The organism is Oceanicola sp. D3 (assembly GCF_006351965.1).
In the GTDB taxonomy this organism is placed as follows: Bacteria; Pseudomonadota; Alphaproteobacteria; order Rhodobacterales; family Rhodobacteraceae; genus Vannielia.
This window is the reverse complement of sequence record NZ_CP040932.1, coordinates 2,987,865-3,009,638: the sequence shown is the minus strand read 5'-3', so window position 1 is coordinate 3,009,638 and position 21,774 is coordinate 2,987,865. Positions and strand designations below refer to the sequence as shown.

At 63.4% G+C, this 21,774-nt stretch carries 27 protein-coding genes and 1 tRNA gene; 18 read left to right on the top strand and 10 right to left on the bottom strand.

Annotated features, from left to right (window positions below):
• Position 1: 1 nt before the first annotated feature.
• The 3 genes from FHY55_RS15020 to FHY55_RS15010 all read right to left on the bottom strand — a co-directional run bounded on the left by FHY55_RS15020 (position 2) and on the right by FHY55_RS15010 (position 4,719).
• Positions 2 to 2,059, bottom strand: coding sequence for a capsular polysaccharide biosynthesis protein (locus tag FHY55_RS15020; protein ID WP_140014967.1), 2,058 nt, complete (start codon positions 2,057 to 2,059; stop codon positions 2 to 4).
• 10 nt (positions 2,060 to 2,069) lie between these two features.
• The gene (locus FHY55_RS15015) at positions 2,070 to 3,182 is read right to left on the bottom strand and encodes a polysaccharide biosynthesis/export family protein (protein WP_140016134.1); all 1,113 of its coding nucleotides are present in this window, start codon (positions 3,180 to 3,182) and stop codon (positions 2,070 to 2,072) included.
• A 244-nt stretch (positions 3,183 to 3,426) separates the two neighbouring features.
• Positions 3,427 to 4,719 carry a capsule biosynthesis protein gene (locus tag FHY55_RS15010; RefSeq protein ID WP_140014966.1) on the bottom strand — a complete coding sequence of 431 codons (1,293 nt, stop codon included), beginning with the start codon at positions 4,717 to 4,719 and terminating at the stop codon, positions 3,427 to 3,429.
• A gap of 109 nt (positions 4,720 to 4,828) precedes the next feature.
• On the opposite strand from FHY55_RS15010, the gene FHY55_RS15005 reads away from it, so the two are divergent.
• From FHY55_RS15005 to FHY55_RS14980, 6 genes are all read left to right on the top strand, one after another.
• A complete protein-coding gene (locus tag FHY55_RS15005) occupies positions 4,829 to 5,422 on the top strand; it encodes a riboflavin synthase (RefSeq protein ID WP_140014965.1) in 594 nt (197 codons plus the stop codon).
• Complete coding sequence (locus FHY55_RS15000; RefSeq protein WP_140014964.1) at positions 5,422 to 6,012, top strand: hypothetical protein; 591 nt, start codon at positions 5,422 to 5,424, stop codon at positions 6,010 to 6,012. The genes FHY55_RS15005 and FHY55_RS15000 overlap by 1 nt, the downstream gene beginning before the upstream one ends.
• A 93-nt stretch (positions 6,013 to 6,105) precedes the next feature.
• A complete protein-coding gene (gene ribB / locus FHY55_RS14995) occupies positions 6,106 to 7,215 on the top strand; it encodes a 3,4-dihydroxy-2-butanone-4-phosphate synthase (RefSeq protein WP_140014963.1) in 1,110 nt (369 codons plus the stop codon).
• Positions 7,215 to 7,769, top strand: a complete 555-nt coding sequence (locus FHY55_RS14990) for a 6,7-dimethyl-8-ribityllumazine synthase (RefSeq protein WP_140014962.1) — start codon at positions 7,215 to 7,217, stop codon at positions 7,767 to 7,769. Before ribB ends, FHY55_RS14990 begins: the two co-directional genes overlap by 1 nt.
• Positions 7,766 to 8,224, top strand: coding sequence for a transcription antitermination factor NusB (gene nusB, locus FHY55_RS14985; RefSeq protein ID WP_140014961.1), 459 nt, complete (start codon positions 7,766 to 7,768; stop codon positions 8,222 to 8,224). The genes FHY55_RS14990 and nusB overlap by 4 nt, the downstream gene beginning before the upstream one ends.
• Positions 8,225 to 8,328: 104 nt before the next feature.
• Positions 8,329 to 8,664: a hypothetical protein gene (locus FHY55_RS14980; protein WP_140014960.1), complete on the top strand. Its 336-nt coding sequence runs from the start codon at positions 8,329 to 8,331 to the stop codon at positions 8,662 to 8,664.
• A 3-nt stretch (positions 8,665 to 8,667) separates the two neighbouring features.
• On the opposite strand, the gene FHY55_RS14975 is transcribed toward FHY55_RS14980, so the two are convergent.
• The 3 genes from FHY55_RS14975 to FHY55_RS14965 form a co-directional block, all read right to left on the bottom strand.
• Positions 8,668 to 9,420, bottom strand: a complete 753-nt coding sequence (locus FHY55_RS14975; protein ID WP_140014959.1) for a hypothetical protein — start codon at positions 9,418 to 9,420, stop codon at positions 8,668 to 8,670.
• Positions 9,421 to 9,430: 10 nt separating this feature from the next.
• The gene (locus FHY55_RS14970) at positions 9,431 to 10,774 is read right to left on the bottom strand and encodes a hypothetical protein (protein WP_254695331.1); all 1,344 of its coding nucleotides are present in this window, start codon (positions 10,772 to 10,774) and stop codon (positions 9,431 to 9,433) included.
• Between the two features lie 337 nt (positions 10,775 to 11,111).
• Complete coding sequence (locus FHY55_RS14965) at positions 11,112 to 11,522, bottom strand: hypothetical protein (RefSeq protein ID WP_140014958.1); 411 nt, start codon at positions 11,520 to 11,522, stop codon at positions 11,112 to 11,114.
• Positions 11,523 to 11,725: 203 nt separating this feature from the next.
• On the opposite strand from FHY55_RS14965, the gene FHY55_RS14960 reads away from it, so the two are divergent.
• Positions 11,726 to 12,190 carry an MmcB family DNA repair protein gene (locus tag FHY55_RS14960; RefSeq protein ID WP_140014957.1) on the top strand — a complete coding sequence of 155 codons (465 nt, stop codon included), beginning with the start codon at positions 11,726 to 11,728 and terminating at the stop codon, positions 12,188 to 12,190.
• Here FHY55_RS14960 and FHY55_RS14955 read toward each other — a convergent pair.
• The gene (locus tag FHY55_RS14955; RefSeq protein ID WP_140014956.1) at positions 12,187 to 12,396 is read right to left on the bottom strand and encodes a DUF6324 family protein; all 210 of its coding nucleotides are present in this window, start codon (positions 12,394 to 12,396) and stop codon (positions 12,187 to 12,189) included. The two genes, FHY55_RS14960 and FHY55_RS14955, sit on opposite strands and share 4 nt — an antisense overlap.
• 115 nt (positions 12,397 to 12,511) lie before the next feature.
• On the opposite strand from FHY55_RS14955, the gene FHY55_RS20980 reads away from it, so the two are divergent.
• From FHY55_RS20980 to FHY55_RS14940, 3 genes are all read left to right on the top strand, one after another.
• On the top strand, positions 12,512 to 13,411 hold the full coding sequence (locus FHY55_RS20980; RefSeq protein ID WP_140014955.1) for a helix-turn-helix domain-containing GNAT family N-acetyltransferase: 900 nt from the start codon (positions 12,512 to 12,514) through the stop codon (positions 13,409 to 13,411).
• A gap of 44 nt (positions 13,412 to 13,455) precedes the next feature.
• Positions 13,456 to 13,532: transfer RNA gene (locus FHY55_RS14945), tRNA-His, on the top strand.
• A 151-nt stretch (positions 13,533 to 13,683) separates the two neighbouring features.
• A complete protein-coding gene (locus FHY55_RS14940; protein WP_140014954.1) occupies positions 13,684 to 13,983 on the top strand; it encodes an SH3 domain-containing protein in 300 nt (99 codons plus the stop codon).
• Between the two features lie 16 nt (positions 13,984 to 13,999).
• On the opposite strand, the gene FHY55_RS14935 is transcribed toward FHY55_RS14940, so the two are convergent.
• Positions 14,000 to 14,296 (bottom strand): DUF6476 family protein, encoded by a 297-nt coding sequence (locus FHY55_RS14935; RefSeq protein WP_140014953.1) that lies wholly within the window; start codon positions 14,294 to 14,296, stop codon positions 14,000 to 14,002.
• On the opposite strand from FHY55_RS14935, the gene FHY55_RS14930 reads away from it, so the two are divergent.
• The gene (locus tag FHY55_RS14930; protein ID WP_140014952.1) at positions 14,295 to 15,317 is read left to right on the top strand and encodes an RluA family pseudouridine synthase; all 1,023 of its coding nucleotides are present in this window, start codon (positions 14,295 to 14,297) and stop codon (positions 15,315 to 15,317) included. The genes FHY55_RS14935 and FHY55_RS14930 overlap by 2 nt on opposite strands.
• A 22-nt stretch (positions 15,318 to 15,339) precedes the next feature.
• On the opposite strand, the gene FHY55_RS14925 is transcribed toward FHY55_RS14930, so the two are convergent.
• Positions 15,340 to 15,996: a DUF4386 domain-containing protein gene (locus tag FHY55_RS14925; RefSeq protein ID WP_140014951.1), complete on the bottom strand. Its 657-nt coding sequence runs from the start codon at positions 15,994 to 15,996 to the stop codon at positions 15,340 to 15,342.
• 285 nt (positions 15,997 to 16,281) lie between these two features.
• Here FHY55_RS14925 and rpoH point away from each other — a divergent pair, with 285 nt between their 5' ends.
• The 6 genes from rpoH (at position 16,282) to FHY55_RS14895 (ending at position 20,637) form a co-directional block, all read left to right on the top strand.
• Entirely contained in the window at positions 16,282 to 17,178 is an 897-nt protein-coding gene (rpoH, locus tag FHY55_RS14920) for an RNA polymerase sigma factor RpoH (RefSeq protein ID WP_140014950.1), read from the top strand.
• Positions 17,179 to 17,257: 79 nt separating this feature from the next.
• Complete coding sequence (locus tag FHY55_RS14915; protein ID WP_254695509.1) at positions 17,258 to 17,917, top strand: phosphatidylserine decarboxylase; 660 nt, start codon at positions 17,258 to 17,260, stop codon at positions 17,915 to 17,917.
• Between the two features lie 4 nt (positions 17,918 to 17,921).
• The gene (pssA, locus tag FHY55_RS14910; RefSeq protein ID WP_140014948.1) at positions 17,922 to 18,686 is read left to right on the top strand and encodes a CDP-diacylglycerol--serine O-phosphatidyltransferase; all 765 of its coding nucleotides are present in this window, start codon (positions 17,922 to 17,924) and stop codon (positions 18,684 to 18,686) included.
• Positions 18,676 to 19,293: a class I SAM-dependent methyltransferase gene (locus FHY55_RS14905; protein ID WP_140014947.1), complete on the top strand. Its 618-nt coding sequence runs from the start codon at positions 18,676 to 18,678 to the stop codon at positions 19,291 to 19,293. The genes pssA and FHY55_RS14905 overlap by 11 nt, the downstream gene beginning before the upstream one ends.
• A 61-nt stretch (positions 19,294 to 19,354) precedes the next feature.
• Positions 19,355 to 20,332, top strand: coding sequence for a Gfo/Idh/MocA family protein (locus tag FHY55_RS14900; protein WP_140014946.1), 978 nt, complete (start codon positions 19,355 to 19,357; stop codon positions 20,330 to 20,332).
• Positions 20,329 to 20,637, top strand: coding sequence for a DUF4389 domain-containing protein (locus FHY55_RS14895; protein WP_254695330.1), 309 nt, complete (start codon positions 20,329 to 20,331; stop codon positions 20,635 to 20,637). The genes FHY55_RS14900 and FHY55_RS14895 overlap by 4 nt, the downstream gene beginning before the upstream one ends.
• Positions 20,638 to 20,740: 103 nt before the next feature.
• Here the strand turns inward: FHY55_RS14895 and FHY55_RS14890 are convergent, their stop codons facing one another.
• A complete protein-coding gene (locus FHY55_RS14890) occupies positions 20,741 to 21,136 on the bottom strand; it encodes a cupin domain-containing protein (protein ID WP_140014945.1) in 396 nt (131 codons plus the stop codon).
• 104 nt (positions 21,137 to 21,240) lie between these two features.
• On the opposite strand from FHY55_RS14890, the gene FHY55_RS14885 reads away from it, so the two are divergent.
• A complete protein-coding gene (locus tag FHY55_RS14885) occupies positions 21,241 to 21,765 on the top strand; it encodes a hypothetical protein (protein WP_140014944.1) in 525 nt (174 codons plus the stop codon).
• Positions 21,766 to 21,774 lie beyond the last annotated feature (9 nt).

Below are 21,774 nucleotides of genomic sequence, written 5' to 3'. Positions count from 1 at the left end.
GCTACCGCCAAAGGTGCGCATATCCGGCGAACCAACCCTGAAGTTTCGCCAATATGCGATTGCCGGGCCCACCCGAAGGCAGCGGCCCATGTTCCAACCTGTCGAGCACCACCTCCACCGGGCAAGGCGTGCCGGTGACAGGGTCAAAATAGCGTGGATAGTCAATCAGTACGGCCTGCACCAACGCCTCTAGCGTAGGTCGCGCCTCCCGCCGTTCAGGCACGGTGCCTCGGTCGTCCGTCAGGCCCCAACCCGCATAGAAAGGCGCGCCAAATGTTGTCACCTGCACCCCGCGCAACAGCGCCTCAAAGCCAAGGCCGGAGGTCATTGTCCAGACGTTGTCGACCCGCTCTATGAGCGCGGCCGGATCCGTGCCGCTGAGGACCAGATCGGCATGGTCAAACGGGTTGTCGACCTTGCCAATGCGCAGGCCCGCTTCCACGTCAGGGTGCGGTTTGTAAAGGATCACGGCCTCGGGGTTTGCGGCGCGCGTGGCCTCCAAGAGTCTGGAATTGCTTGAAATCTCACTTGCGCCAAGGCGTATAGAGGCATCATCTTCAACTTGGCCGGGCACAAGAATCCGATGGCCTGAGGGCAGGTTCGGCAGGGATGCTGTGCCGAGGTTGTATTTGCTAAGCCCGCTGGTCTTGAGGCGGTTGATCAGCGCAGCGGCGCGGGGGTGTTCGGCGCGCCGCGCAGCCCTCGCAATCAACTGCTCCAAGCGAGAGGGCGTGCCCGGATCGTAATAAATGCCGAGGTCGTCCCGCACGAGGCTCAGGGGCGGAACCAGTTCCGCGCCAAGGCCTTTTGAGCGCAAAAAGCCATCCTCTATGCGGATGAGCGGCACATGCGCGCGTGCCGTTTCGGCCTCCAGCGCCTCGTCGATACGGCCTGCCCAAGCCAAGACTGGCGCTTTCATCGCTTTTGCCGTGGCGGTGGCTTCGACCGCTTTGTCATGGAAGATCAGAGGCTTGTCAGAGCCGAAGAAGCGTTGCAGCGGCTTGCGCTTCCACAGTCGCATCCCATAAGCCACGCCGCCTGCGCGATCTTCCCGCCATGCCCGCGTGCGGGCTGCGAGGCCATCCATAACCTCTTCCAGCGTTGCCAGACGGTCGCGCCAAGGGTCGTACCACGTCGGATAGAGGATCATCGCGGCGGCGAAGAGTTGGGCGCGGGTCAGGCGGCGCTCGCGGCGGGGGCAGGGGGCTTCATCCGCCGTTAACCCCCATCCGCCATAGAAGGGCTGGCCGAAAACGCGTGGCTTGTGCCCGGCAAGAATAGCCTCAAAGCCCATACCGGAAGACACGGTGTAAACGGCAATCGCCCCCTCCAAAAGCGCCCATGGAGAAACGGGCTCCGTAAACAGTTCGGTGCGTCCATCATGGTCATCCGGGCCAAAGTGGCCCTCACGTGCGCCGGATTGGCTCTCGGGATGCGTCTTGATCAGGATGCGAGCGCCGGGATGTTCGATTTGTGCAAAGGCCAGCATCTCACGGAAGGTCGCCTCCGAAGCGTTTCCGTGGGCAATCGACGCATCTCCGCGGGTCTGGTCGATGACCAGCACATAGCCTGGGTCCGGCACGTTAGCCTTTGCATCAAAGCTATTGTATTTGCTCAGATGTTCCTGCTTGAGCCGTTCTATCGCGGCGCGGGCCCGTTCCAGCAGGGCAGTATCGTCCAGCGGGTGGGTTGCGAGCAGGGTTTCCAGGTCTGAAGGGCGGCTGCTGTCAAAATGCACGCCATGTTGATCAATCAATAGCCCGATCGGCGGCTCACCTTCGGCGCGCGCAGGATGGATGGAGCGCAAAAAGGCATCTTCGATGCGCACAAGCGAGGCTCCTGTGCGTTCGGCCATCCCCTCGCCGCGCGCCGCGTAGGGCGAGTGGCCCCAAACGCCGATACAGTCTTCGGCCCCCGCGATGCCAAGGCGCACGTCCCATCCGGCGAGCTCCAGAATGCGGCGGACGCGCTTTTGAAAGAGGAAACCGCCGGAGTAAACGAAGAGCCGCCGGGGCCTTTCGGCTCCGGCGGCGTGAATCTCATCTGGCGCGGGGGCCACGGCGGCCCCGTTAATTGCCGGCGGCGGAGGCCAGCGTATTGGCGGTTCCGGCGGCACCGGTCAGGGCCGAAAGGGTCTTCTGCCACTGCACGTAGGGTGCCTCGGTGACATAGACGGTGTCGCCGTCGCGGATAACGAAGTCACGCGCCTCGAACATGCCGTTCGGCTCGGTCAGGTCGAGCACATAGACCATGCGCTGCTCACCTTGCAGATCGCTCCGGCCAAGCACCTTTCTGGCCACGGACTCAGGTTCATCGCGGAACACGAACACCCCAGTCGGGTCGGCCAGGTTGGAGTTCAGCCCACCCACTTGAGCAATGGCTTCGATGGCCGAGAGCGTTTGCGTTGTGAAGGGAACGCGGTTTTGCGAGCCGGTCGCGCCAAGCGCCGTAAAGGCGCGGGTGTCTTCTTCCACAAGAATCCTGTCACCGTCGCGAAGGGCGATGTCGAAGTGGGGGTTCTTGAACAGATCTTCCCACCAGATGGTGCACTTGTGCTTGCCACGGATCACGGTGATCTGAGCCACTTCCTGCTCGATGGCGATGCCACCGGCCGCTGCCAGCATGGCAGACAGGGTGCGCGTGGGCCGCTCAATCGGGTAGACGCCCTGCCCACCTACACCGCCAACCACAGAAACTGTTGCGCCATCACCGGCGAGGCGACGAACGATGACCTGCGGGTCGGGGGTTTGGGTGTCGAGTTTATCGGTGATGAGCTGACGGATGCGCTCGGGCGTATTGCCAGAGGCTTTGATCCGGCCAGCGTAGGGCACAAAGATGAAGCCCGCGGCGTCTACCTGCACTTCTTCCAGCACCGTGGCGTTCTGGCCTTCACCTGCCAGAAGCCCGTCATCGACGTTCTCCCAGATGGTCAGGCCCAGCGTGTCGCCGGGGCGAATGGTATCGGAGCCGATGCGGCCGGCGTTCAGGAAGGCTTTGGAAAAGCCCAGGGCCGCCGTGCCGGAGGTGGCCTTGGTGACACGGGAATTCACGGCGACGATATAGGCGTCGCCTTTTTTCATCACGGAACCTGCGTAGATTTCGCGCTTGTTCGGGCCAACGCGCGGCAATCCGCAGGAGGCCAGTAGGCCGACCATAGCCAATGCGGCTGCAGCCCGGGCCATCGGGGACGTTTTCAGTTTCACTGCTCGGGCTCCTTTACGGATTTCTGCCTCAAGTTTTGACCCGAACCTACGGAAGCGACATATGAAATGAAAGCTGGCTGGTGGCGAACTCGGGCCGATCAGGGCAAGGGTGTTGCGCATGTGCCGCGATTGTTTCCTCCCCGGCCCCATTCGGATTCTACTAGGAATCCCTGATATTTGGTAGATGTAGTGGAAGTGGCTTTGGCCACCCCCAAGGGCTGCGTCAGGTGACGAGCCTGAGCTGAAGCCTAGGCCCGGCCTTGCCTTGGGCGAGTGCGTCATAAGGGTCTTCCGGGGCCAGCATCATGTCGACGACCTGCCGCAGAAGCTGCCGCCGTCCACGCGCAGAGTAGAAGCCCCCGGCGATTTGCGATGTTTCCAAAAGGAAGCTGCGATAGTCGCGGTAGGCCTTGCTGTCGGGGCGGCTTGGGGCGGCAAAGAAATCTGGCAGCGGCTGGGTCGAGACGAACTCGGGCTTGGAATAGACGGCATCGCCAAACACCTTCAGCGGCAGCCCGCGCCAGAGCACCTGCTGTGCGGCAGTGGAGTTGACGGTCACCGCGCTGCGGGCATGGTTGAGCAGTTGCGCCAGTTTGCCGCCGCGCACGTAATGCACCCGGTCTCCCACCCCATGCTCCCGCGCAAGGCGGCGGATCTCGCGGCGCATCGGCACGCGGCCATCTTCCAGCGGGTGGGCCTTGAATACGAGGTGATGGTGACGCGGCGCGCCCTGCGCAAAGCCCTCGATGGTGACCTCAAGAAACTCCGTCATGGTGGAGAAGGGCGAGTGCTTCTGGAAGCTGGCATCATGCTCCAGCTGCAAGATTGCAAGATGGTAGGGGAAGCCACCGTGCTTGATCCGGAAGGTCGCCTGCACCCGGTCGGCCCAGAAGACGGGCATCAACAGCAGGCGTTTCAGGTAGAGGCCAAACTCCTGCGCCACGCTAAGCGAGCGGTGCGGGCGGAAGTTGCGGTAGGGGCGGTTCCAGAGCAGAACGAAATAGTGGTAGAGGAAGCCGTAGAAGATGTGCTGGCGCATATCGCCCCACTTGGCGGGCGCATCGGGCAGGTCGATGTCTGACATGGCCAAGGCAGTCCGCATATCCTCGATGGAGAATTCCATCAGTCGGGAGTGCCCATTGGAGCCGCCGCGCTCGTAGCTCACCCAGTACGGCCGCAGGTAGCCTTCTTCGAAGACATGCACAGTGATCGCTTTTTCTTTCGCGATGCGCACGGCCTCAGCGTGGATGCCACGGGTGTCACCATAAAGCACGACGTCGGTGATGTTCTTCTCGTCGCAAAGCTTGGCAAAGCGGGCCGGCCAATCCTCTGGCGTGCCGCGATAGGGGATGAAACTGCGGGGATGAAACCAGAAAGCCTCGTCACCCTTGTTAAAGCCCACGCGCCAAACCTCGCAGCCCGCAGCCCGCAGCATCTTGCCGAGCCGATGAAAAAACGGCCCGTGCGGCCCCTGCAAGAACAGGAAGCGTCGGTTGTCAGCGGCAAGGGCGCTCATCTTTGGCGCGGTCTCCTCAGGTCTTGCTTGTGGCCTAACCCATTCCTGCGGCAGAATTAAGGCTGAAACGCTCCGGCCTCTGCCGGGGGTAGCGACAAAGGATTGAGGCATGTTTACCGGCATCGTCACCGACATCGGGCGGGTGGAAAAGGTTGAGATGCGCGGCGACATGCGCGCGCGGATCGCAACGGCCTATGACACCGGCAGCATTGATATTGGCGCGAGTATCGCCTGCGACGGGGTGTGCCTGACGGCAGTGGCGCTGGGGGAAGGGTGGTTTGAGGTGGATGTCTCTGCCGAAACCGTGTCGAAAACCTCGATCCCCTCCAATGGCTGGCCGGTCGGCAAACGGCTCAACCTTGAGCGGGCGCTGAAGGTGGGGGATGAGCTTGGCGGGCATATCGTTTCAGGTCATGTCGATGGCGTGGCCGAGGTGGTGGGGATGCGCGATGAGGGCGATAGCCTGCGTCTAACCTTTCGTGCGCCCGAAGCCTTGGCGAAGTTCATCGCTCCCAAGGGATCGGTTGCGCTCAATGGCACCTCGCTGACGGTCAACGAGGTTGATGGGGCCGAGTTCGGCATCAACCTCATTCCCCACACCCGCGAGGTCACAACTTGGGGCGAGGTGGCGAAGGGCGATAGCGTAAACCTGGAGGTCGATACGATGGCCCGCTACGTCGCACGGCTTCAGGAGGCCGGTTGATGGTGGATCAAGCCAATTTCGGCCCCGGGCACAACGGCGGCCCCTCGATGGAGCCCGGCGCGGGCTGGCGCAGCTACGCGTGGAAACGGGCGCGGGCCGAGCTGCTCCCCAGCCTGCCCCTGCCGGTGATCCAGCGCCGCCTGAAGCGCGCGAACGAGCTGGGGCTGGATTTCAAAACCTATGCTCGGGTGCACCATTCTGCGGGGCGGGATATCGTTGCGATCCTGTTTTCCAACAACGCCTTGCGGATGATCCGCGCCGGGCAAGACATGCCCGCCACCCGCGCCGCCAAATTGCAGCGCCTCACCAATTGCGGCACCGGCCTTTTGGCCCATGCTCCACAAGATCCGGCGCAGATGGCGGCCCGCATTGAAGCGGCTAATGGCATAATGCTGGCCCCTGCCGCCCCGGCGCCGCAGCTGTCCGAGAGCTGGGGCGAAACCCGGGCACGCCTGCGCGACCTGCTCAATGCAGCGGGTTACCTGCCCGGGGCCGTGGTCGTCGTGGGCGACACCGCGCTGGAGGCGGATTGGGCCCCCACTGCCGCCCTCGCGGGCCATGTGCCAGCCGATGAGTATTTCGGCCTCTGAGCGCCCGCGACCTCGCGTCTCTCCCCCGGCTTCCGCCCTTTCCAACCCGGCACAACCGGGCTAGATGAGGCCGCAAACCAGACGGGCGGCCCGATGAACGATCTTTCGACTGACTATCATGACGCGATCTCTTCGGTGGAAGAGATCATTGAAGATGCCCGTAACGGGCGGATGTTCATCCTTGTCGACCACGAGGACCGGGAGAATGAGGGCGATCTGGTGATCCCGGCGCAGATGGCCACGCCCGATGCGATCAACTTCATGGCAACCCACGGGCGCGGGCTGATCTGCCTGTGCCTGACGGGCGAGCGGATCGACGCGCTCGGGCTGCCGCTGATGGCCTCGCAAAACTCCTCGCGCCACGAGACGGCCTTCACCGTGTCCATCGAGGCCCGCGAGGGGGTGACCACCGGCATCTCGGCGGGCGACCGGGCCCGCACGGTGGCCGTTGCGATCGACTCTGCCAAGGGCGCGCAGGACATTGCTACGCCGGGCCACGTGTTTCCGCTGCGCGCCCGCGAGGGCGGCGTGCTGGTGCGTGCCGGGCACACCGAGGCGGCAATTGATGTGAGCCGCTTGGCCGGGCTCAACCCCTCGGGGGTGATCTGCGAGGTCATGAACGAAGATGGCACCATGTCGCGCCTGCCCGATCTGGTGGCCTTTGCCCAGCGGCACAACATCAAGATCGGCACGATTTCTGATCTCATCGCCTACCGCCGCCGCCACGACAACCTTGTGCGCGTGAAGAAGGAAGAAACCGTTACCTCCGCCTTCGGCGGCGAGTGGCAGATGAAGATTTACTCTGACGAAGTGCAGGGCGCCGAGCATATCGTGCTGGTGAAGGGCGACATCTCGGGCGATGCGCCGGTGCTCACCCGCATGCACGCGCTTGACCCGATGCTTGATGTCGTCGGCGTGGCGGGCGCGGGCCGGGCGCATGAATTTGGCGCGGCAATGGAGGCCGTGGCCGCCGAGGGCCGTGGCGTGGTGGTTCTGCTGCGCGACCTCACGATGAAAATTGCCGCGGCGGAGGAAGCCTCGCCGCAGACGCTCCGGCAGTATGGCCTTGGGGCGCAGATCCTGTCGTCGCTCGGGCTGAACAAGCTGGAGCTGCTGACCAACTCGCCCTCTCCCAAGATCGTGGGGCTCGATGCCTATGGGCTGGAGATCACCGGCACACGCCGGATCGAGGAGGCGAGCTGATGGCCGGGAGCGAAAGCCACTACATCCTGCCGCGCCCCGAGTTTGATACCGCGCCCAAGGTGCTCATCGTCGTTGCGCCCTATTACAAGGACATCGCCGATGCGCTGGTGGCCGGGGCGCAGGCCGAACTGGAGGCGGTTGGTGCCTTTCATGAAACCGTCGAAGTGCCCGGTGCGCTGGAGGTGCCAACTGCCATTCGCATCGCCCATCGGCAGAGCAACTTTGATGGCTTCGTAGCGCTTGGCTGCGTCATCCGGGGTGAAACCACCCATTACGAAACGGTCTGTAACGACAGCAGCCGCGCGCTGACCCTTCTGGGGCTGGAGGGCGCCTGCATTGGCAACGGTATCCTGACCGTCGAGAACCGCAGGCAAGCAGACGTGCGCGCCGAGGTTGACGGCCAGAACAAGGGCGGCGGCGCGGCGGCTGCGGCGTTGCACCTGATCGCCCTGACCCGCCGTTTTGGCAAGCCCGAGCGCGGGGTGGGTTTTCGCACCCCGCTTGAGAATGAAATCCTGCTGGCTGGCAGCGGCGAAGGGCCTAAAACCGCATGAGCGACAAACGCACGAAAAAATCCGCCGCACGTCTCTATGCCGTGCAGGCGCTGTTTCAGATGGAAGCCTCCGGTCAGACTGCTGAGGCGGTTGAGACCGAGTTTGAAGACCATCGCTTTGGCACCGAGTACTTCGAGGGCGCGGAGATGGTCGAAGGCGATCCTTCGCTGTTTCGCAGGCTCGTAGGCGATGCGGTGAACCAGCAGGCGAAGATTGACCAGATGACCGACCGGGCGCTGGTGGCCAAATGGCCGATCAGCCGCATCGACCCAACCCTGCGTGCGCTGTTCCGCGCCGCCGGGGCCGAACTGGTAGAAAGCGACACGCCCCCCAAGGTGGTGATCGTGGAGTTCGTCGATATCGCCAAGGCGTTCTTTCCCGAGGGTAGAGAGCCCAAGTTCGTGAATGCGGTGCTGGATCATATGGCCCGAGAGGCCAAGCCCGAGGCATTTTAGCAGGCGGAGCATTGCTGACCGGGCCGCTCCGCGCGAATTGACTGGCCGTAAACCTCAAGGGCGCTATCTTCTAGTCGACGCGCATTGCCCCGGAGGCCCTGCTAATGCCCAAGCTCATAACCCTGTATATTCGCCACGTTCTGATCGGCTTCGCGCTCGCTGCGCTGTTTGTGGCCGGACTTCTCTGGCTCAATGTGGGCAACCTCTGGCATCTGGTTTCACACACCTCCGCCGGGCCGCTGGCTGTGTTCATGCTGTTCATGTTCAACGGCATTGTTTTTTCCGGCGTGCAGTTTGGCATCGCGATCATGCGGATGGCTGAGCCCGAGGGTGGCAGTGGTGGTAGCGGGCGGCTGGCCATGCAGCACGCCACCGTGCCTATCGCTGTGCAGGATCGGAAGGCAGAACAGCGCAAGCAGCGCAGATTTGAAGATTTCTAAGCGCTACTGGCCGGTGATTTCGGTCGCCACAGAAAACTTGGTCAATTCCTCTGGCAGAAGAATGTAAATCTCATCCGGCGGGGTAGAGAGCGCATGCTCCATAAGCCCGAGCCCTATGCCCATTTCGCCGAGGTAGCGGATAACTTCCGCCTGGCTGTGCTGGATATCTTCCACCGCCAGGAAGGCAGGCAAAACCGTGCTCTGCCCGTAGTAGCTTTGATGCACCCCCACCTTCGCGTCCGCATGCACCTGCCGTTCGGTCCCTGACATCAGGATGTAAGGGCAGGCGGAGAGGCAAAAGGCACCATCGTCCATCGCTGTGTCGATGCCCTTCTCGCGGATCAACCGGCCAATCTGCAACGCATCGCGCACCGATCCGCCGGGGGAGTGCAGCCAGAGCCGATCAGGCTGTTCAGGCTGGCGCTCCAGCCATTCCACAAAGCGGGCTGCATCGCCCTCCTTGATCGCCCCGACAATCCGGAAGCCACCCTCGGGGCGGTCTTCAAAATAGAGCCGCTTGGGCATGTTCGCGGCCCCCTCCATCGGGACGCCGGGCATGGCGGGGCGGCGCACTTCGTCGGGGTTGAACCGCCGGGTCTGGTCGCCGGGGGCGACAGGGTTGGTAACGGCAGGGGCAGAGGTGGGCCAGCGGATCTCGGGGGCCACAGCGGCAAAATCCTGCGCCAAAAGCACCGAGGCGATGCCCATCTGGAGCCCGAAAATCGCCTTGAGTCCAGTCTTTGCCGTAAACGCCATCGCCTGCTCCTCAGACCGACCGGGGGCCTGAGCCCTTGGCGGGCTTTTCGAGCGGCTCAACATTCTCGGGGTGCGGATCAGCGTCTTGCTCGGCATCCGGGGGCTGCGTTTCTTGCATGTCCCGCTCTTCGCGGTCATCCATCGCGTTCTCCACATCCCGGGCCGCGACCAAAGCGGCGCGCAGCTCGGCCATTGTCAGCCTGTCTCCAAGGTCTACCGGCTCGCGGCCCGCGCGAATGGCGGCCTGCACCACCATGAGGATCAGCACCAGCACGGCAGGCAGCAGGTCGATGGCAATCGCCCCGGCCCAGCTTGGCACGAAATTCTCGGCATAAAGGATCACCGCATCGGCAGCTGAAATCGGTGTGTAGGCCACCTCGGCGGGCGCGGTCATGGCCATGACGCTCTCGGCAGCAAGGCGCAGCGTTTCAGCGCGCTGCCCCAGAACGGAAAGCACCGATTCCAGCGTAGAGGCCTGACCGATCCGGTCTTGTTCGGTCCGCCCGTCAAGCTCAGGTAGAACAACCGATTCCGACAGATCCTGCGCCGCCCGCTGCACAAGCGGCGCGACCGAGAGTTGCCGCAGTTCGGTGATGATCCCCGCCAATCGCACGGCCTCTTCGGAAAACTCGATGGATCGAGCCTCCACCGGCCCGGTCTCCACCGTCAGCGCCCGCATTCGGCTCAGGATCACGTTGCCCTGAGAAAAGCGCTCTTCCACCAGCGGGGTCTGGCTGGCGATCTGCGCTTCCAGCCCGCCCAGTTCATCGGCCTTCTGGTTGAGCACCCGAAACACCGCCCCGCGACCGGCGAGGCCCGAGAGATTGCCGGTCGCCTCCTGCTCGGAGAGGTCGGTGAAGCTCTGGCGCACGCGGGCCACATCGCGCCCCAGCCCCTGTCCGGCAGTGGCGATTTGGTAACTGCGCTCCAATGCGCCCTGATAATCCTGCACGGTCTTGGCGAGATGCTGCTCCACCGCTGCCGCACCGGCGAGCGCTGCCGCGTTCAACCATGACGACATGGCAACAATCGCCAGCGAGCCGAGCCCCATGGAAAGCAGCAATCCGATCCGGGCCGCGCCCGTGCGCACCGCCGGAAGCAGGCGCAAGAGGAAGGACCAGAACACGAAGATGCCGACCGAAACGGCGATGGAATAGGCAACGGCGGCGAAGAAGGTCATCGCGCCGTTGTTGTCGAGAAGGGAGGACACGCCGAGGTAGGTATAGATACCCGAGGCCGTAGCCAGAACGCCAAGCGCCGTGGGGGTGAAACCGTCGAGCACGCCAAGGTGCCCCTCCAGCTCTTTCGCATGAGCAAGGCCGCGCGCCTCGCTCTGGCTCATCTTCCGGCTCATAGCGCCCTCCACCTTGATCCGGCGAGTATAGGCGCGCACCGCCTAGAGGAAAGCGCGCTGCGCTTCACTTGGGCGTTATGAGCCGGAGGAGGGTGTGGGTGGCGGGGACCACAGCAACCGGCAAGGCGTTCGAATTCCCGGGGACCTGTATATACAGGTGGGCGTCGGGTAACCGGACCAGGGCCCGGACAGAGCCAACTCCCATGGAATTGCTTAAGGCCACTGGAATTGTGCCTCGACACGAGAAGAGCAGATCCGCCAAGAGCGCAGATAGGCCCATGGTGGGCACATGACAAGGGGGCGGTGAAAATGCGTGCGGCTTGCGTGGGGGCAAAGCTCACCGGAACGCGCGGCGCACCTTGCGCTTGACCGAAGATCGCTTGATGCCGCGAGAGAGCGATGGGCTGCCCTGGCGAATGATCGCGCCGTTGGGTGTGGTCGTGCCAATCGAAAGCCCGCGAGAAGGGCCGCCGCCATAAACCACGTAGTCCTTCTGGAACGGGAAAAGCCGATGGCCCTTCTTACCGCCCCCGCGAAACCGCTCTTCGGGGTGGCGAGCACGGTCGGAGGGATGCAGCGTCCAGACCTTGGGGCGGCCGGATGAGGTTTCTTCAACTTGAGCCGGTGTGTTCGTTCCGGAGAGCCAGCTCCAGAACTTTTTGCCGAAGTCTTCATCCGACGCACGCGCCGGGATGGCGATGGCCGCCGCCAGCGCAATTGCGAGAGTTATGAAAGAAAGACGCCCCATGAGGCAAAATTAGGGCAGGGGCAGCGGCGAGTCATCCCGCTTTTCTGCCGGGTGTTCCCTAGCTGGAAACGATGAGCGTGCAGGGTGCGGATTTTCGGCGAAGTCCGGGATAATTGAGGCAAAAAAGAGGCAAATTCTTGTCTGAAAGTTTCCCGTCGTGGGCGTGACTTGCAGGGTGTTTATGTTTTGTTCATGCTGCGCCCATGAAGTTTGACCCAGAATCGCCCACGCCAGAGATGCAACCCGGCCAGTTGCTCGCGCGCGGCGTGTGCCGGCATCTGCTTAGCCACGGCTTCGTCACCGTTGAGGAGCTGGTGCCAACGAGCGGGCTTCGAGTGGATGTGATGGCACTCGGCCCGAAAGGCGAAATCTGGGTGATCGAATGCAAATCCAGCCGGGCCGACTACATGGCCGACCACAAGTGGCAAGGTTATCTGGAGTGGTGTGACCGGTTCTTCTGGGCTGTCGATCAGGAGTTTCCGACCGAGCTCTTGCCAGCCGAAACAGGGCTTATCATTGCCGATAGCTATGATGCAGAGATCGTTCGCATGTCGCCCGAAACCAAACTGCCAGCAGCGCGGCGTAAGGTGATGGTGCAAAAATTCGCCCGCCACGCGGCGCTGCGGCTTCAGGCCCTGCGCGATCCTCGGCCTTCGGGGCTGCTTTAGCGCTTCTTCTTGCTGTTACCGGCGACCATGGCAGCAGCGCGTTGAGCGGCCCCCTTCAGCTCTTCTGCAATTTCGAGCGCTTCCTGCGGGTCGAAATCCATGGGCAGGTCAACGGTTTCACCCTGAACGTAGATCCGCACCATGCCCTGATCGGTCGGGCCGATCTGCAGGTTGGCGGTGATGTCGCTATCGCTGTTAATGCCCATGATCTGTCTCCGGCTGCGGTGCGCCGTGAGCTAGCGTGAGGGATGGCCTGTGGCAAGGGTGGATAGTGCTTGACCGAGGCAAGGGCATGCCGGACCGTTCCCTCAGGAGGACGTAATGGACGATATCGAAGCGCTGCGCGACTTCTCGCGGTTCTACACCCAGCGGCTGGGCCTGCTTGGCCAGAGCTACCTCGGCTCCGGGCTTGGGGTCACGGAAGTGCGGGTGCTGTGGGAGCTGGCTTATGGAGATCAGGGCACCGCGCGGCAGATAGCGGAGCGGCTGGGACTCGACGAGGGCTACCTGTCACGTTTGCTCGCCGGTTTCGAAAAGAAAGGCTGGATCGCGCGGGAGCCGGACCCGGATGATGCCCGCTGCCGACGCCTGATACTGACCGAAGACGGCAAGGCCTTGGCCGCAGGTCATGACAAGGCGTCACGCACGGCTGTGGGGGCGTTTCTGGGCCAGATGTCCCCAGATGCACGAGCACTGCTGGGCGAAGGGTTGGCCCGGGTCAAACAGGCCTTCAATCCGCCACAGGACGTTGAGCTGAAAGATCTTTCTCCGGGCGATGCGGGCTGGATCGTGGAGCGCCACGGCCAGCTCTATGCCCGTGACGAGGGCTATGATGCGAGCTTCGAGGCGCTGGTGGCCGAGATCATGGCGGAGTTCATCCGCAGCCATGACCCGGCCCGTGAACGCGGGTGGATCGCCTGGGGCGGGGGGCGGCGGCTGGGCTCGGTGTTTTGTGTGGCGCGCAGTCCGGATACAGCGCAGCTTCGGCTGTTCTTCCTCGAACCGGAAGCTCGCGGCCTCGGGCTCGGCCGCAAGATGCTGGACGCCTGCCTCACATTCGCCCGCGAGAAGGGCTACCGTGAACTGGTGCTCTGGACGCACGAATCCCACCAGGCGGCCTGCCGACTTTATGACAAGGCGGGCTTCCAGCGCATCGGCAGCCGCCCGATGCATGAATACGGCCAGGATACCGTGATAATCGACTACCGGATTGACCTCTGACACTCTTGCAATCGCGTGGGACGGGCGCTAAATGACCCCCCAGTGCCGCCTTAGCTCAGTTGGTTAGAGCGCTTGATTGTGGATCAAGAGGTCCCCCGTTCGAGCCGGGGAGGTGGTACCATTCAGCTCTCAAATTTCAGCACGACAAGTGGATTGCCCAAGAGCGCCTTGCCTTGCGGCGCGTCCAATTGCCGAAGTGCAGCGCATTGGCAACTGGCCCTCCGGCGGGTGACGAACTAAGCTGAACCTTGAGGCAGGAGCAGGAGAAAATCATGCACAGAATCATGATCTGCGCTCTGGCGGCGGGTGCGCTCACGGCTTGTGATGCGGCGGGCCCGGTGTCTGTTGGGGCGGAGAGATACGAGGTGACCGGCGTAGAAGAGGGCGACATGCTCAAACTGCGGGCCGGGCCGGGGACGGGCTACACCATTCAGGCCGGGTTGCCGAATGGCACGGTGGTGCGGGTCAGGGACTGTTCGCGCATCGGCGGGACGCGTTGGTGCAAGGTCGCGCTGGACCGCTCGCCGGGCATGGTTGGCTACGTTTCGCAGACCTACATCCAAAAGCTCTGAAGCGGCTTTGCCCGGCTCAGGGTGACAGGGCAATTTCCTGACGCAGGCTGCCATCGCGGCGGAAGATCAGGATGCGGTCGTCGGTTGTGACGACGGCATACCATTCGGCCGTGGCGGTGAAGGCTTGTGCGGTGGTGCCCTCGGGCAGGGTAATACTTTCGGGGAGGGATGGGCTTTGCGGCCCGGAGAGGCGGATGATAAGCAGGGCGGCGATCACGGCGATCCCTGCGATCATCGTGAGCGTCAGCCCCGTCACCAGCCGCTTGAGCCATTTCAGGTCCACCGGCAGTTCGTCATTTTCCGGAGCCGCCATGGCCGCCTCTCTCGTGACTTTCACCATCGGCCCTACGCCGCCGTCGCGCCTTGATAAGGCGCTTTCGCGTGATGTGCCAGACGAGGCTAGCCTCAGTCGGTCACGGCTCGTGCGGCTGATTGCCGAGGGCGCGGTGCAGGTGAACGGCGCGGTGGTCGCCGATGCCAAGGCCAAGGTGGCGGAAGGGGACGCGGTGCAGATCGCCGTGCCCGAGGCCGTCGAGGTGGAGATGGTGGCGGAAGACATACCGCTGGACATCGCCTTTGAAGACGATCACCTCGTGGTGGTCAACAAGCCGGTGGGCATGGTGGTGCACCCGGCGCCGGGCAGCCCGCGCGGCACGTTGGTGAACGCGCTGCTCTATCATTTTGGCGGGGAGCTCTCGGGAATCGGGGGAGAAAAGCGGCCCGGCATCGTGCACCGAATTGATAAGGATACCAGTGGTTTGCTGGTGGTCGCCAAGTCTGACGCGGCGCATCACGGGCTTGCCGAACAGTTTGAGGCCCATACCGCACGGCGGCGGTATCTGGCGGTGTGTTACGGCATTCCTGATGGGTCCGAGCCGCGGCTGCGCGGCATCAAGGGCACCCATTTCGAGCCGGATGGCACGCTGCGGATCACCACCCAGCTTGCGCGCCACAAGACCGACCGGCAGCGGCAGGCGGTGTGCTTTGCGGGTGGGCGCCATGCGGTGACGCGGGTGCGGGTGGTTGAGCGACTGAGTGACGTGGCAGCACTGGTGGAGTGCCGGTTGGAGACCGGGCGAACACATCAGATTCGGGCGCATATGTCTCACATCGGGCACGGGTTGATTGGGGATCCGGTCTATGGCGGGCGGCGCAAGCTTTCGGAGCGTGCCGTGGGGGCAGCAGGGGCCGAGGCGGCGCGGGGCTTTGCGCGGCAAGCGCTGCACGCGGCATCGCTGGGGTTTGCACATCCGGTCGAAGGCACGGAGATGGACTTCGAGGCGGAGCTGCCAGCGGATATGGTGGCGCTGTTGACGGCCCTGCGCGCAGGGTGATGCGGGCGAACGCCAGCGCGTTTTACGCTGGCGCGGTGCCGGTGCGTCTGGCGATCAGCAGCGTGATCGCCAGCGCCACTTCCGCCACCACCGGCACGGCATAGGCAGGCTGCATCAGCGTGTTGAGGTCCGGCGCGATGATCCGGGTGATGCTGCCAGCGAGGTAGACCAGCCCGGCGAGGCTAAGCAGGGGTGGCAACCAGCGCGGAACAAGGCCGCTGCGGGCAAGGAGCCATGCGGTGATCAGCGTGTTTGCGCCAAAGAAAACAAGCCCGATGTCATAGCCGATGCTGTGGATTTCCAGCAGCGCAAGCAGTGCTTCGGGGGCGGCGGATGGGCCGGTTACGAGGTTGAGCGCGCCGACCGTGGCGAGGAGGCTGGCGGCGATGATGGCGGCCTGCATGAGCCGCAGCACCATGGCGGCGAGTGCCCAGTCGCGGTGGACGTGCCGCAAGAGCGCGAAGAACAGCACCGCAAGGCCGATATCTGCCATGACCATCGCTGTATCGGCCAGTATGCCGAGCCGGAACAGCCCGGTGTTGGCTGAGACCGCCTGCCAGGTTGCGGCGGCATTGTCCCACGAGATCAGGGGCATGCGCACCAGAAGCTCTGCCCCGAGCCCGAGCAGGATGACGCTGGCATAGAGCGCGCCGGCGCTGCGTTGAGTGGTTCTGGACATGACGGCTCTCCCGCTGTGCGATTGCGTTGGGAGGGATTTAGGCTATGCGCAGATTGTTGAGAATTGGCAGCTTTCGTTCACATTCCATGCGGAAACGCATGAAACATCCTGTCACCTTTGCGCGACTCGGGGGATTAACCTTCTCTTTACGGTCTGAGGGCATAGGATGATCGCGACCTTAGGGCATCGTTAAGACTTGAACCGATCAGTTCAGTGCTTACATGATCTCCTGAACAAGCGCCGATACGAGCGCAACCTATTGATAAGTAACGCCAAGGGACCAGAATGAGCAACTACACAAAGCTTCCGGCCCCCTCTCCCGAGCAGGGGCTCAATCGCTACCTCCAGGAAATTCGCACCTTTCCGATGCTGGAACCGGAGGAAGAATACATGCTGGCCAAGCGATGGGTCGAGGATGAAGACAGCTCCTCCGCGCACCAGCTCGTCACCTCGCACCTGCGCCTCGCGGCAAAAATCGCGATGGGCTACCGCGGCTATGGCCTGCCGCAGGCCGAGGTGATCTCGGAGGCCAATGTGGGCCTGATGCAGGCGGTCAAACGCTTCGACCCGGAAAAGGGCTTCCGCCTTGCGACCTACGCGATGTGGTGGATTCGTGCCTCGATCCAGGAATACATTCTTAGGTCATGGTCGCTTGTGAAACTGGGAACGACGAGCGCCCAGAAGAAACTTTTCTTCAACCTTCGCAAAGCCAAGAACAAGATCGGCGCGCTGGAGGAGGGCGACCTGCGCCCCGAGAACGTGGAAAAGATCGCCACCCAGCTCAACGTGACCGAGGAAGAGGTCATCTCGATGAACCGGCGCATGTCGGGCGGAGATGCGAGCCTCAACGCCACCATCGGTTCTGATGACGATGGCTCTGCGCAATGGCAGGACTGGCTGGAGGATGAAACCGCCGACCAGGCCAAGAGCTACGCCGAAGAAAACGAGATGGAAGTGCGCCGCGAACTGATGGTCGAGGCGATGGAAGTGCTGAATGATCGGGAGAAAGACATCCTGATCCAGCGCCGCCTGCACGACCAGCCGGTGACGCTGGAAGAGCTTTCGGGCCAGTATGACGTGAGCCGTGAGCGCATTCGACAGATCGAGGTGCGGGCCTTTGAAAAGCTGCAAAAGCGGATGCAGGAGCTTGCCAAAGAGCGGGGCCTGCTGACCCGCGCTTGAACCCCGGCCAGCGGGCAGATAGACCCTTGGGCAGCCGAGGGGGGACCGCGTGAAACTGCACGAAACGTTTATCAAGCCCATGCACCGTGAGGGCTGGCGCTTTGTCGGCGTCTTCGCGGTGCTGACGCTGTTGCTCTTTTTCATCTGGACGCCGCTGGGCCTGATTGGCCTCGTGCTTACGATCTGGTGCTACTACTTTTTCCGCGATCCGGTGCGCCATGTGCCGGATGCCGATGGGCTGATCGTAAGCCCCGCAGACGGCATTGTGAGCCTCATCGAGATGGCCACACCGCCGCCCGAGTTGGGCCTGGGCGAAGAAAAGCGCCTGCGGGTGAGCGTGTTCATGTCGGTCTTCAACTGCCATATCAATCGCGCGCCGGTGCCCGGGCGGATTTCGAAGATGGCCTATAAGCCCGGCAAGTTTCTCTCGGCCGAACTCGATAAGGCCAGCGAAGACAATGAGCGCAACTCCCTGCTGATCGAGATGGATGATGGCCGCGACCTCGTGGTGACTCAAATCGCCGGGTTGGTGGCGCGACGGATCGTGCCGCTGACCGAGGAGGGCGCGGTGCTGAAGCGCGGCGAGCGCTTTGGCCTCATCCGTTTTGGCTCCCGGCTCGACACCTATTTGCCCGAAGGCGTGCAGCCGCTTGTCTCGGTTGGGCAGACGATGATCGGGGGCGAGTGTGTGCTGGCTGATCTGAACAATTCCACACCCCGCCCAGCGAGGGCAGACTGAGCCAATGCCCCGCGCGCCCCGCATCCGTCGCCGGGCAAGCCGGCTTCCGCTCCTGCACCTGCTGCCCAATATTGTCACCATCGGTGCCATCTGCGCGGGGCTGACCGGGCTGCGGCTTGCGCTGCATGATCGCTTTGAGGCGGCTGTGCTCATGGTTCTTCTGGCGGCGCTGCTTGATGGGCTGGATGGCCCGCTGGCGCGGTTGTTGAAGTCGGAATCCAAGATCGGGGCCGAGCTCGATAGCCTTGCGGATTTCGTGAATTTCGGCGTGGTTCCGGGCTTTCTGCTCTATCTCTGGAGCCTTGATAATACCTCGCGGCTGAGCTGGATCGCGGTGCTGATCTTTGCCGTGTGCGCGGTGTTGCGATTGGCGCGGTTTAACGTGACGGCGCGGGAGGATGCGCAAGAAGACCGCCCCAAGCCGGGCACCTTTACCGGCGTTCCGGCACCCGGTGGGGCATTGCTGGCGCTGGCCCCTTTCTCACTGGTGCAGAACTTTCCGACCCTGCCCATGCCAGCCGGCGCGGTGGCGCTTTGGCTGGTTGTCGTCGGGCTGCTGATGATCTCACGCCTGCCCACGCCGTCGCTCAAATGGGTTCGTATTCCGCGAGACAGCGCGCGGTTTCTTATTGTGGGGCTGGTGGCCTTTGCTGCTGTGGCCTCAACCTGGCCCTGGGTTGTCATGACGCTGGCACAGATGGGTTATATCATTTTGATCGCATGGAGCGCTCGCGGTACTGCGAGAGAGGAATTTTCTGATGAAGATTGAAGCTGTTTCAAACTCTTACAAACGCTGGGCCCCGGTTTATGACAGCACCTTCGGCGCTGTCACCAATGCAGGGCGCAAGCGGGCAACGGCCTATGTGACAGAGCGTGGTGGCGACGTGCTGGAGGTGGGCGTGGGCACCGGGCTGGCACTGCCGCATTACGGCGCTGGTGTGCGGGTGACCGGCATCGACTTTTCGCCCGAGATGCTCGCCAAGGCCGAGAAACGGGTGGAGGAGGAGGGCCTCGTTCGGGTTGAGGCGCTGCGGCAGATGGATGCCCGCGAGCTGGATTTTGCGGATGCGAGCTTTGACTACGTAAGCGCCATGCATGTGCTTTCGGTCGTGCCCGAGCCCGAGCGGGTGATGCGCGAGATCGCCCGGGTTTTGCGGCCCGGCGGGCAGGCGCTGATCGTCAACCACTTCGCCGCCGAAAAGGGCGTGCGCAGCTTTATCGAGCGGGCCGCGGCGCCGCTGGAGAGCCTGCTGGGGTGGCATTCGGACTTTCCGATCTCGCGCGTGCTTGGCGGGCCTGGCCTTGTGGAGGTGGAGCGCGACAGCCTGCCGCCGATGGGCATGATGACTTGGCTGGTGCTGGAAAAGCAGGGCTAGCTTGCGGGCCACCCGGGCTGCCGTTAGCGTTGGCGCTAACAGGGACACCGGGAGATTTGCCATGACAACCGAACCACTTCGCTGGGGCATCCTCGGCGCTGCCAACTTTGCGCTTCAACACATGGGCCGCGCGATCCATGCCGCCGAAGGGGCGGAGCTGGTGGCGCTGGCGACGTCGAGTGCCGCGAAGGCCGAGCCGTTCAAGGCGTTTTGCCCCGGTTTGAAGGTGCACGAGAGCTATGACGCGCTGCTGGCTGATCCGGGGATTGATGCGGTTTACGTTCCACTCCCGAACCATCTGCATGTGGAATGGACGCTGAAGGCGATGGACGCGGGCAAGCATGTGCTGACCGAGAAGCCCATCGCCATGGAGGCGGGCGAGATCGACGCATTGATTGCCAAGCGCGACGCCACCGGGTTGCTTGCCACAGAGGCCTATATGATCGTGCACCACTCCCAGTGGCAGCGCGCCCGGGCGATGCTGCGCGATGGGGCGATTGGCGATCTGGTGCATGTGGATGGCGTGTTTACCTACAACAACCCCGACATGGCCAACATCCGCAACGACGCCTCCAAGGGGGGCGGCGGCATTCCGGACATCGGGGTTTATACCTACGGATCAACGCGTTGGATGCTGGGCGAGGAGCCCGAGGAGATCATCCATGCCGACCTCACCTTCGAGGCGGGTGTGGATGTGGTGGCGCGGGTTGCGGCGCGCTTCCCGAGCTGCACCGCGCATTGGGTCAATTCCATGCGGATGCATCCGTGGCAGCACATGAGCTTTCACGGCACCGAGGGGGTGATCCGCCTCACCGCGCCGTTCAACGCCAATGTCTTCGATCAGGCTGAGGTGGAGCTGCATCAGGAGGGCATGGGCCGCCGGATCGAGCGGTTTCCCGGCATCAACCAGTATGTGTTGCAGGTGGAGAACTTCGGGAAGACCGTGCGCGAGGGGACGGAGTATCCGTGGTCGCTTGAGGACGCCAAGGGCACGCAGGCGCTGATTGATGCGGTCTATGCCAAGGGAGGCCGGGGGTGACGCGCCCCTCCGATGACGAGCGCTTCGAGGGGCGCATGCACGGGCCGCAGGAGGCCGCCCAGAAGGACGGGCTGCTGATGCGGCTGGTGCATATGGTGTTGATTGGCTTGATGATTCAGGTCGCGATGACCGTGCTCGGGGTGGCCACGCTGGTGCAATTTGTGGTGCTTCTTATCAACAAGGGTGAGCCAAACCCGCGCCTTGCCGATTTTGGCGAGAGCCTCGGCATCTGGCTGGCCAAGGCGGCGCGCTATCTGGTGGCCGCCAGTGAGGTGAAGCCTTGGCCGTGGACCGAGCTGGATTGAGGGCACGCTGCTAGGGCCGGGCCAGTTCCGCCGGTTCGGGCGATGAGCGAAGCGAAGAGCCCGGCCCGCCGAGCGGAGCGAGGCGACCGGTCGTGGCTCTTCATCAGCCGAGATAATCGGCGTCACTTACATGCTCCAGCCAGTCGACGTTGGAGCCGTTTACGACCTCGTGGATGGCCACATGGGTCATCGCGTGGGTGTCGCGGGCGCCGTGCCAGTGTTTCTCGCCCGGTTCGAACCAGATCTTGTCGCCCGGGGCGATCTCTTCCTTCGGGCCGCCTTCGCGCTGCACCCAGCCAAGGCCTGCCGTCACGATCAGCAACTGCCCGCGCGGATGGGTGTGCCATGCGGTGCGTGCGCCGGGCTCGAAGGTGACGATCACCGCACCTGCCGAGGCGCCCTCTTCCGGGGTGTGGCGGTTGTCTTGCCGGACCGCGCCGGTGAAGTAGTCTGCCGGGCCGGTGCCCGAGGGTTGCTCTGTGGCCCGCGTGATCTTCATCTTAGCCTCCAATTCTTCTTAAACTGTAAACAGGGCGGCGATGGCCGCTTTGCCCCACCCTAGGGCGTTTGACCGGCCGTGGGGAGGGCGGGCAAGCTGGCGGCATGAAAAACCCGGCCCGCGCCCTGATCGTGGCTCTGCTGCTGCCCCTGCCTGCCTCCGCCGAGGAGCTGGGCCGGATCACGGCCTTTGTCGCGGGGGAGGCGAAGCAGTGGTTTACCATCACCATGACGCAGGGCGGGCGGCAGGTGGCGACGGCGAGCTTTGAGCAGGGCGCGCGACTGACGGAGCTGCGCGTGCAAGGCCACCCGGGGCCGAGCTTCAGCACGCGCGATGTGTTCAGCTTGGATGTGCGCTACGAAGGGCCGTTCACGCCGGGGGCGGTGCCGCTTTCAGTTGACGTGATGCATGTGCCCGAGGGCATGGGCGGGCCGTTTTGGACGAGCCGTAATGCGGGAAAGCCAGCGCAGGTGGATATCGTGGAATTGGAGGTATGGGGCAGCTACGGGCGGCTGGTGGCGACCTTTGAAGCGGAGCTGTGCTTTCGTCCGATCATCTCCTCAGCGACCGATACCGGCAATTGCCGGGCGGTGACGGGGGTGATCGAGACGGAGATTTCGGTGGAGTAGGGACGGCGG

What these genes read in the sequence shown, in the direction of transcription:
- FHY55_RS15015 (WP_140016134.1), bottom strand. Translation starts at nt 3,182, where the DNA reads ATGGCCCGGGCTGCAGCCGCATTGGCTATGGTCGGCCTACTGGCCTCC.
- FHY55_RS15010 (WP_140014966.1), bottom strand. Translation starts at nt 4,719, where the DNA reads ATGAGCGCCCTTGCCGCTGACAACCGACGCTTCCTGTTCTTGCAGGGG.
- FHY55_RS15005 (WP_140014965.1), top strand. Translation starts at nt 4,829, where the DNA reads ATGTTTACCGGCATCGTCACCGACATCGGGCGGGTGGAAAAGGTTGAG.
- FHY55_RS15000 (WP_140014964.1), top strand. Translation starts at nt 5,422, where the DNA reads ATGGTGGATCAAGCCAATTTCGGCCCCGGGCACAACGGCGGCCCCTCG.
- ribB (WP_140014963.1), top strand. Translation starts at nt 6,106, where the DNA reads ATGAACGATCTTTCGACTGACTATCATGACGCGATCTCTTCGGTGGAA.
- FHY55_RS14990 (WP_140014962.1), top strand. Translation starts at nt 7,215, where the DNA reads ATGGCCGGGAGCGAAAGCCACTACATCCTGCCGCGCCCCGAGTTTGAT.
- nusB (WP_140014961.1), top strand. Translation starts at nt 7,766, where the DNA reads ATGAGCGACAAACGCACGAAAAAATCCGCCGCACGTCTCTATGCCGTG.
- FHY55_RS14980 (WP_140014960.1), top strand. Translation starts at nt 8,329, where the DNA reads ATGCCCAAGCTCATAACCCTGTATATTCGCCACGTTCTGATCGGCTTC.
- FHY55_RS14975 (WP_140014959.1), bottom strand. Translation starts at nt 9,420, where the DNA reads ATGGCGTTTACGGCAAAGACTGGACTCAAGGCGATTTTCGGGCTCCAG.
- FHY55_RS14970 (WP_254695331.1), bottom strand. Translation starts at nt 10,774, where the DNA reads ATGAGCCGGAAGATGAGCCAGAGCGAGGCGCGCGGCCTTGCTCATGCG.
- FHY55_RS14965 (WP_140014958.1), bottom strand. Translation starts at nt 11,522, where the DNA reads ATGGGGCGTCTTTCTTTCATAACTCTCGCAATTGCGCTGGCGGCGGCC.
- FHY55_RS14960 (WP_140014957.1), top strand. Translation starts at nt 11,726, where the DNA reads ATGAAGTTTGACCCAGAATCGCCCACGCCAGAGATGCAACCCGGCCAG.
- FHY55_RS14955 (WP_140014956.1), bottom strand. Translation starts at nt 12,396, where the DNA reads ATGGGCATTAACAGCGATAGCGACATCACCGCCAACCTGCAGATCGGC.
- FHY55_RS20980 (WP_140014955.1), top strand. Translation starts at nt 12,512, where the DNA reads ATGGACGATATCGAAGCGCTGCGCGACTTCTCGCGGTTCTACACCCAG.
- FHY55_RS14940 (WP_140014954.1), top strand. Translation starts at nt 13,684, where the DNA reads ATGCACAGAATCATGATCTGCGCTCTGGCGGCGGGTGCGCTCACGGCT.
- FHY55_RS14930 (WP_140014952.1), top strand. Translation starts at nt 14,295, where the DNA reads ATGGCCGCCTCTCTCGTGACTTTCACCATCGGCCCTACGCCGCCGTCG.
- FHY55_RS14935 (WP_140014953.1), bottom strand. Translation starts at nt 14,296, where the DNA reads ATGGCGGCTCCGGAAAATGACGAACTGCCGGTGGACCTGAAATGGCTC.
- FHY55_RS14925 (WP_140014951.1), bottom strand. Translation starts at nt 15,996, where the DNA reads ATGTCCAGAACCACTCAACGCAGCGCCGGCGCGCTCTATGCCAGCGTC.
- rpoH (WP_140014950.1), top strand. Translation starts at nt 16,282, where the DNA reads ATGAGCAACTACACAAAGCTTCCGGCCCCCTCTCCCGAGCAGGGGCTC.
- FHY55_RS14915 (WP_254695509.1), top strand. Translation starts at nt 17,258, where the DNA reads ATGCACCGTGAGGGCTGGCGCTTTGTCGGCGTCTTCGCGGTGCTGACG.
- pssA (WP_140014948.1), top strand. Translation starts at nt 17,922, where the DNA reads ATGCCCCGCGCGCCCCGCATCCGTCGCCGGGCAAGCCGGCTTCCGCTC.
- FHY55_RS14905 (WP_140014947.1), top strand. Translation starts at nt 18,676, where the DNA reads ATGAAGATTGAAGCTGTTTCAAACTCTTACAAACGCTGGGCCCCGGTT.
- FHY55_RS14900 (WP_140014946.1), top strand. Translation starts at nt 19,355, where the DNA reads ATGACAACCGAACCACTTCGCTGGGGCATCCTCGGCGCTGCCAACTTT.
- FHY55_RS14890 (WP_140014945.1), bottom strand. Translation starts at nt 21,136, where the DNA reads ATGAAGATCACGCGGGCCACAGAGCAACCCTCGGGCACCGGCCCGGCA.
- FHY55_RS14885 (WP_140014944.1), top strand. Translation starts at nt 21,241, where the DNA reads ATGAAAAACCCGGCCCGCGCCCTGATCGTGGCTCTGCTGCTGCCCCTG.